Source organism: Priestia flexa NBRC 15715 (genome assembly GCF_001591565.1).
GTDB classification, from domain to species: Bacteria; Bacillota; Bacilli; order Bacillales; family Bacillaceae_H; genus Priestia; species Priestia flexa.
Map to the genome: position 1 here is coordinate 1 of NZ_BCVD01000155.1, position 7,383 is coordinate 7,383.

Consider the following 7,383-nt stretch of genomic DNA (forward strand, 5'->3'; position numbering starts at 1 on the left):
ATAAATTATATCTATATTATTATCTATAATAAAATGAATACGTCATTACATAGTTCACATATAGAAGGCACTCGCTAAACAAAAAGCCATTTACATATAAAAGCAAAAGTGTTACCTAGAAGCCCTGAATTGTAAGAACATAGTATTCTTCCGCACATTTCTCTACTTTTAACTATAAGCATTTACCCTTTTTTATCTCCATGATATGATGGGGTAAACGAAAAAAGGAACTGATACCATGCCCAAAACAATCGCTTGCCTACATGCACACCACTCAAACATCGAAGTCATTGAAAAAATGCTTAGCTCCCATCAAGCTGAACTCATTCATTTCGTCGAACCCGGATTCGACCGACAAAAAGCTGATGCTCACTTTAAACCAGAATTTATTCAAAGTAAGCTCGCCAATACAATGAGCTGGATTTCTTCTTGTCACGTAGATGCTATTTTAGTAACCTGCACCTTTTTCACGGCTCACCTACCGCTAAACGACCTCTCAGTTCCCATTATTAAAATTGACGAACTATTATTTACACAGCTAAAAGCTGAAAAAAATCCTGTTATCCTTGCCTTTACCAACCCCCAAACAGTTGATGGTACCATGCAAGCACTAGCTAAATTTGACTCTTCTATAGAAGCTAAGTCTCATCTAATTCCTAATACTTTTCATCTGATTATGAACGGGGAAAAACAAGAGTATCTAGATGTTGTGTCTCAAGGGTTAGCGGAACTAACAAAAGCGTATCCAGACCATAGGGTTTATGCTGCGCAGCTGTCGATGGTGGATGCTGCGGTTGTTGCGAGAGAAGTTGATGGAGTTGAGGTTGTGCATTATGGGGAGTTGGTTGGGGAAGGATTAACAGAATAATTAAATTTAGCTCGAGTTAAGTTGATCATCTTTTCTCTTCCATATTGTATAATTAAAAAGTTACTACTATTGGTTCTTTCCTATTGATCTTTCTAGCAATTTTTATTATAATAGAAGCTAAGCTTTATTCTAAACCGAAAGGATGTTCTTATTTGGTAATGAAAGATATTAAAGTAGCTGAACTGTTTGCCGGTGTTGGCGGATTTCGTTTAGGCTTAGAAAACGCAGGAGGTTTTGATGTTAGTTGGATGAATCAATGGGAGCCATCCACTAAAAGTCAGCATGCGTTTAACTGCTATATAGAAAACTTTGGAGATGACTCGTCTCATGTAAATGAGGACATCGCGAAAGTATGGAAAGACATCACAGATCACGATTTATTAGTTGGTGGTTTCCCTTGTCAAGACTATTCGGTTGCACGTTCCTTATCTGGTGAAAAAGGTATTCAAGGTAAAAAAGGGGTTCTGTTCTGGGAAATCATGAACATCGTCCAATATAAAAAGCCAAAATACGTTCTTTTAGAAAATGTAGATAGATTGTTAAAATCACCCTCTAAACAACGTGGAAGAGACTTCTCTATAATGTTAACAGCATTTCGTGATGCTGGCTATTACGTTGAGTGGCGTGTAATTAATGCAGCTGATTATGGTTTTGCTCAACGCAGACGTAGAGTTTTTATCTTTGCTTACACAGTTGAAACTGAATTTGCAACACAGCAAGCTAAATTAGATGAAAAAGATATTCTTCATAAAAAAGGGTTCTTTGCTCCTTCATTTAAAGTCGAAAAAGAACCTTCATTAAAACATAAAGATAAATCTGTTACGTTACCACGTGATATCGTCGATGTCTCCGATGAGTTTAGCGAAAATTATCGAAATGCAGGTATTATGCGTGATGGTAAAGTTTATACAGCTGAACTAATTCCTCTGACAAAATCGCCAAAAACTTTGGGTGAAGTAGTCGAAGAAATTTATCAAGAACTCGGTCCAGTAGATGAGAGATTTTACCTTGATGAATCGAAGATTAATAAAAAAGGACGCACTGAACTAGAAGAATTAAAATACCTTAAAGGTCCGAAAAAAATTGAGAGAATTGCACAAACAGGCCATAAATATATTTATTCAGAAGGTGGAATGTCCTTTCCAGACCCCCTTACGCTGCCAGGAAGAACAATGCTAACTAGTGAAGGTACTTCAAACCGCAGTTCACACGTTATTGAAGATCCTTATACTAAACGCCTTCGTTATTTATCACCAGAAGAGTGTGAACGATTAAATGACTTTCCTGCAAAATGGACTGAAACAGGGATGCCTTTAAGAACTCGATATTTTTGTATGGGAAATGCTTTAGTTGTAGGACTAGTAGCATTAATGGGTGAAAGAATTAAAGAGATTTATAATCTAGATGTGGAAAAATTTTACGAACAGGGTTTTGAACAACCAACAATGTTATAAGAAAAAGGCTTCTACGGTTAATGTAGAAGCCTTTTTCTTATATTATTCACCAAATCTAGCAATATATACCTTGATATATTATAATTACACTATATCCTTTAATTGTAAAAACACAAATAGTATAAGGAGTTAAGCAATGGAATATCTAACAACTGATGAAGTAATGTTGAAAGCAAAAGAAGCTGAAGGTAAAACATTTAAAGAAATAGACTCTTACAATCGACTCTCTAACAAAAATTCTAAGGGGGGCTTTGGTCAAGTTATTGAAGAGAGCCTATTTGGCTATAAGATTAATTCCGATGCTCGACCAGACTTTGAACATTTAAACTTAGAACTTAAAGTGACCCCTTTTAAGCAAAACAAAAATAAAACATTCTCTGCAAAAGAAAGATTGGTACTTAATATTATTAATTACATGGAAGAAGTTAAGTACACGTTTGAAACATCAAGCTTTTGGAAAAAAAATCAAAACCTTTTATTAATGTTTTACGAATGGATTCCAGGTATAGAGCGCGAAGATTTAAAGGTGTTTAAAAGTATTTTATTTACTTTTCCAGAAGCGGATTTAGAAATTATTAAACAAGATTGGCACACAATAGTTAATAAAATTAAGGCAGGAAAAGCTCATGAACTATCTGAGGGAGATACAAACTACCTCGGTGCTTGCTCTAAAGGAGCTAATAAAAATTCTTTGCGGGAACAACCTAACTCTCCTCTACGTGCTATGCAACGAGCTTTTTCTTTAAAACAATCGTATATGACTGCTCTAGTAAGAAAATATTTACATAGCGATCAATTAGTTAGTTTTACCTCGGCTAACGAGTTAAAAAAGAAATCATTAGAAGAAATTTTAGCTGATAGGTTTGCACCATACAAAGGACTAACACCTACAGAGATGGCTGCACGTTTGAACGTTAACAGTAATCCTAAAGCTAAAAGTTTTATTCCTCAAATTATTAGCTCTTTGCTTGGTATTAAAGGTACGAAATTAGATGGAATTGAAGAGTTTTCCAAAGCAAATATTCAGTTTAAAACAATTAGACTAAAACCTAATGGCGTTCCTAAAGAAAGTATGTCTTTTAAAAATATAGACTTTAATGCTTGGGCTACAGAAAGTTGGGAAGAAAGTGAACTTCGACAAACTTTCTATGACACAAAGTTTTTATTCGTTGTATTTCAATATAAAGAAACTGAAAAAGAGAATCCGAACCGAGAAGTATACTTTAAAGGTATTAAACTTTGGAATATGCCTGTTAATACAATTGAAACCAAGATGAAACAGTTATGGCAAGAAGTAAATACCATTCTTCAAAACGGTGTTGTTATCCAAGAAAAGCCTTACGGCAAATCATCTAGAACACATAATAACTTTCCTAAAAAGGATTTTAACGGTGTAAGCCATATTCGCCCTAAAGCTCAAAATAGCAATGATAAAATAACACTACCAGACGGTCAAATGATTACAAAGCAATGCTATTGGTTAAATGATACTTATATTGCTTCTCTACTTAAAGATTTATATTAAAAAAGTAGCGGTTCATACACCGCTACTTTTTATTAATTCAATCTACCGTTTAAACTACTTATATTAATTACTACAGGCTGCACTTGCTTTAACGTCCCATCAGGTTGTAACATCGGACCGTATACTACACACTGCCCCTTCTTTAATGTTGATAATTTCTTTTCCCATTCTTTGCGAACTGTACTATCTTGAGAAAGATTTGATGCAATTGCACTAATTTCGTTTTCTGGTGGCATAAAATTAATTATAATAAGATTTAGAGGTGGTTTCAAATATCAACATTTACCTTTAACAGAGCCTTATTAATAAAAAAGGCAGATATTTTAATCTGCCTTAATCTTAAACCGGTCCCTCTTCTTCCCACTCTGCTGATCAAACTTCGCTTTCAGCGCCGCAAGTTCCATATCTAGCGTTTTCATAATGGTCGCAACCTCTTGGTCCGTGTATTCGTAGTTATTTCTGTTTGAGCAGTTTCCAAGCAGCTCCATTAAAGCAATAATTTTGTTTGTTCTGGCTTCCGCTACGCGGATAAAGCGCTCTCTTTTCGTTTCTTTCATAGGCATTCTCCTACCTGACTTTTTATCTGTTTATTCACTTACTATCCAATATACAGAATATACTGATTTCACTCAAGACTTCTTTACTATATTTCAGGTATGAGGTAACGTATTTCATATCCATTTTTAATTATATCGGACCTTTTTTCATACTTTTTAACTACTTAATTTAACAAATATTACATTTTATTTTAAAAAAATCCATAACTTATTTATGTTACGATAAAAGTAGTTCGCACATGAAGAACTTACCACTATTTTGACGGAATGGAGTAATTGAGATGGAGCATGAGTTAAAAGAAATTATTAAAGAATGTAATTTGTTAGTTAAAGCTGAACGCTTTGATGAATTAATGGAGTACTATACTGAGAATACTATTTTAGCAATCAAGCCGGGATAAATAGCTCGTGGAAAAGAGGAAATTAAGCGGGCATTCATTAAAATTGCTCAGCACTGCAACCATACAATTGTTCCAAAAAAATCAAGATGTAACTGGCTATGCATCATTGATAACTCATACGGAACATCATTAATTGGAAGTGAAGAGAAAGTTTAATACTTATGTTTACCATAAAAATCCCGCTATCAACTTTATGTTAATAGCGGGATTTTCAACTTCTCGACTACTCTTCATTACTTATAAGGTGGACCTTTCGGCACGTTCCCAAAAGGTGAAGTAGAATACATCATTTCTCTGTATGTAATCATCATGCTTTGGCTTTTTATTGCATCGACTTGTTCATTGTAAGATGAAACAAGCTTTTCAATTTCTTCTTCTACCGTTTCTAAAAGCGCAATGCTTTTTGTTTTTTGTTCCTTTGCTTCTTCTACAATCGCGTTTATTACTTTACCTTTGCTATCGTCTTCCACTACAATTTTCTGGATTTTCTTTTCCAATGCGTCGTCAATAGCGGCAATTTTATCCGTGAGCTCTGTAAATTGTTGGGTTCTATCCGTCAAGTCTTCTTGCGGCGAGACGCGCTCAAACATAAACGCTGTTTTGCTTTCATTTCCTTCCATCTGTTATCCTCCAGGCACATAGTTAAATAGAATACTAAGATCTCGGTCCTTGCTGAAAAGCTGTTCGATATTGGACTTTGTTGACTCTAAAAAGTCTTCGTTATCCGTCAAGCTTTTAGTTAAACCTTCCATCAAGTGAGAAATATCCATGCCGCTTAAACCGTTAAACTGTTCAGTTACTTCTACTTTATCAATTTGCACAGGTGAAAAGTAAGGTAAAAACACGTGCTTTCGTAAAAGCGGAAGCTGACCGCACGGGTTCGTTTCAATATTACGGATATCGCTAAGCACCTTTTGCTTTTGATTTTCATAATCATCAATAATATGCTCTTGAAACCTTTCAGCAATTTTAGTGATATACGTTTTCTTTTTCTGAAGCTCCTGCTGTCCTTCTTGGTACATGCGCACCGCAGCCGAAATGTTTACTTTAATTTCTTGATTTCCACCAGTCATCAGCACCAAATCATTACCTAAATATCCTTGGTTTTTAGAAGCACCTAGCGCATTTAGCATTTCAGTAATTCCATGACTTGCAATAATTTCTTCCATAACTGACCCTAGCTCTTCATGTAATCGCTTAGCGCTCGCTTGCATATTTTGCACTTCATGATAAATGGCAATAGCGGCATTCACATCACCAGCCATTACGTTAAACCCGCTGGCCATAGCTGCTTGACCTGCATATGGACTGTACTTCGTACCTTCCATCATTTCTTCTGACATTTTGCGGTTCTCGTCGATGCTATTAATTTTTTCTTCAATGATTTTTAATGACTTTTCAATGTTCGCAAGCTCTTCCACTGCGACTTGCTTCTGTGCGTTTGTAATATAGCCTGCGTTTTTCAATTCACCAAAAATCACATCTGCATTCGACGTGATGTTCGTAACCTTTTCAAGCAAAGGCGGCACTTTTTTATTGACGTCTGAAATCATGTCATCAAGGTCTTTGCTGAAATACGTGCCAACAGCAGCTCCTACTCCGTCGTTCATAATTTTATCGACGACGTCCATATTCACACCCGTTAAGTCTTCAATCCCTTGATTGTTTCCACCGTTCTGAAATCCCTCTGCATACACTAATGCAAAATCTTGTAAGCTTTTAACCTCTGAATCTGGAATTTTGTCAATAATAGCTTTTAGACCTGGCTTGTCAGGATTCGTATCAATCATGGTGACATCACCCAATGTGAAAAACCCTCGAATATTTGCCAGGGCGTTCAATGGATCATCAGAAGAAATAACCTGGTGAATGACCGTACCTTTTTCTTTATAATACGCTTCTGCGAAAGTTTTAAGTTCGTTCTGAGGGAGAGAGTAGATGGCTTTATAGTCAGTAGAGCTTATATTAAACTTTTCTTTAACTGCCTCGGCAAATTTATAATCATTTTGATAAAGCTGAAAATACGTTGATTGCGCACCATTTACACTGTAAATTTCGTCAAAGTTTCCATTTAGCAATTGCGAAACGGTATTATTATTATGAGCTAACGAATGTGACAACCCAATGGTACTAGAAATCTCTTCTACTGATGCTCTCTCTTTAAACTCTTTCTGAGCTTCCTTCACAAAAGTGTTTGTACTATCTGCTTGGGCAGTATCTACCCCAGCCTGCATTGCTCGTATATTATACAGCCAATCATTAGCGTCTGTTGTACCTTGAGATATTACGTACATTTCGTTTACGTCCTGCTCTTTTGAATAGATATGTATAGCCGTTCCGTCATAAGAAGAATTCTCATCTTTCGCTATTTGATTAATTTCAGAAGAACGCACAACGCTTATTTCTCCCTTTAAAGGCTTACCTGTTTCTTCAATATAAATCCGCTCTACTTCTTGCGCAAACTCTTCTTTACTTATATCCTTATAACCTAGGTCTGTAATTCTTAGCCATAGTTCATTTGTTTCTACAAGTTGGTTATCACTCATTCATTGTTCACTTTCTTTCTTTTTTAAAAATT

At 35.6% G+C, this 7,383-nt stretch carries 6 protein-coding genes and 2 pseudogenes; 4 read left to right on the plus strand and 4 right to left on the minus strand.

The features are described 5' to 3' along the window. Positions 1–238: 238 nt before the first annotated feature. From BFL01S_RS18020 to BFL01S_RS18030, 3 genes are all read left to right on the plus strand, one after another. The gene (locus BFL01S_RS18020) at positions 239–868 is read left to right on the plus strand and encodes a hypothetical protein (RefSeq protein WP_082802781.1); all 630 of its coding nucleotides are present in this window, start codon (positions 239–241) and stop codon (positions 866–868) included. A 158-nt stretch (positions 869–1,026) separates the two neighbouring features. Beyond that, positions 1,027–2,322 carry a DNA (cytosine-5-)-methyltransferase gene (gene dcm / locus BFL01S_RS18025; protein ID WP_061786541.1) on the plus strand — a complete coding sequence of 432 codons (1,296 nt, stop codon included), beginning with the start codon at positions 1,027–1,029 and terminating at the stop codon, positions 2,320–2,322. A gap of 136 nt (positions 2,323–2,458) precedes the next feature. Then, entirely contained in the window at positions 2,459–3,847 is a 1,389-nt protein-coding gene (locus BFL01S_RS18030) for a Sau3AI family type II restriction endonuclease (RefSeq protein ID WP_061786537.1), read from the plus strand. A 32-nt stretch (positions 3,848–3,879) separates the two neighbouring features. On the opposite strand, the pseudogene BFL01S_RS18035 reads toward BFL01S_RS18030, so the two are convergent. After that, positions 3,880–4,092: pseudogene (locus BFL01S_RS18035) on the minus strand (hypothetical protein); the annotation flags it as partial. A 78-nt stretch (positions 4,093–4,170) separates the two neighbouring features. Beyond that, the gene (locus tag BFL01S_RS18040) at positions 4,171–4,404 is read right to left on the minus strand and encodes a hypothetical protein (RefSeq protein ID WP_197414243.1); all 234 of its coding nucleotides are present in this window, start codon (positions 4,402–4,404) and stop codon (positions 4,171–4,173) included. 281 nt (positions 4,405–4,685) lie between these two features. Between BFL01S_RS18040 and BFL01S_RS20190 the strand changes: the two are divergent. After that, positions 4,686–4,961, plus strand: a pseudogene (locus BFL01S_RS20190) (Cif family virulence factor). 77 nt (positions 4,962–5,038) lie between these two features. On the opposite strand, the gene BFL01S_RS18045 reads toward BFL01S_RS20190, so the two are convergent. Then, positions 5,039–5,425: a hypothetical protein gene (locus BFL01S_RS18045; RefSeq protein WP_061786539.1), complete on the minus strand. Its 387-nt coding sequence runs from the start codon at positions 5,423–5,425 to the stop codon at positions 5,039–5,041. A gap of 3 nt (positions 5,426–5,428) precedes the next feature. After that, positions 5,429–7,351, minus strand: a complete 1,923-nt coding sequence (locus tag BFL01S_RS18050) for a DUF6792 domain-containing protein (RefSeq protein ID WP_061786540.1) — start codon at positions 7,349–7,351, stop codon at positions 5,429–5,431. Positions 7,352–7,383 lie beyond the last annotated feature (32 nt).

Bases quoted from the DNA above. Each gene is read 5' to 3' on its own strand.
- BFL01S_RS18020 (WP_082802781.1), top strand. From the start codon at position 239: ATGCCCAAAACAATCGCTTGCCTACATGCACACCACTCAAACATCGAA.
- dcm (WP_061786541.1), top strand. From the start codon at position 1,027: ATGAAAGATATTAAAGTAGCTGAACTGTTTGCCGGTGTTGGCGGATTT.
- BFL01S_RS18030 (WP_061786537.1), top strand. From the start codon at position 2,459: ATGGAATATCTAACAACTGATGAAGTAATGTTGAAAGCAAAAGAAGCT.
- BFL01S_RS18040 (WP_197414243.1), bottom strand. From the start codon at position 4,404: ATGAAAGAAACGAAAAGAGAGCGCTTTATCCGCGTAGCGGAAGCCAGA.
- BFL01S_RS18045 (WP_061786539.1), bottom strand. From the start codon at position 5,425: ATGGAAGGAAATGAAAGCAAAACAGCGTTTATGTTTGAGCGCGTCTCG.
- BFL01S_RS18050 (WP_061786540.1), bottom strand. From the start codon at position 7,351: ATGAGTGATAACCAACTTGTAGAAACAAATGAACTATGGCTAAGAATT.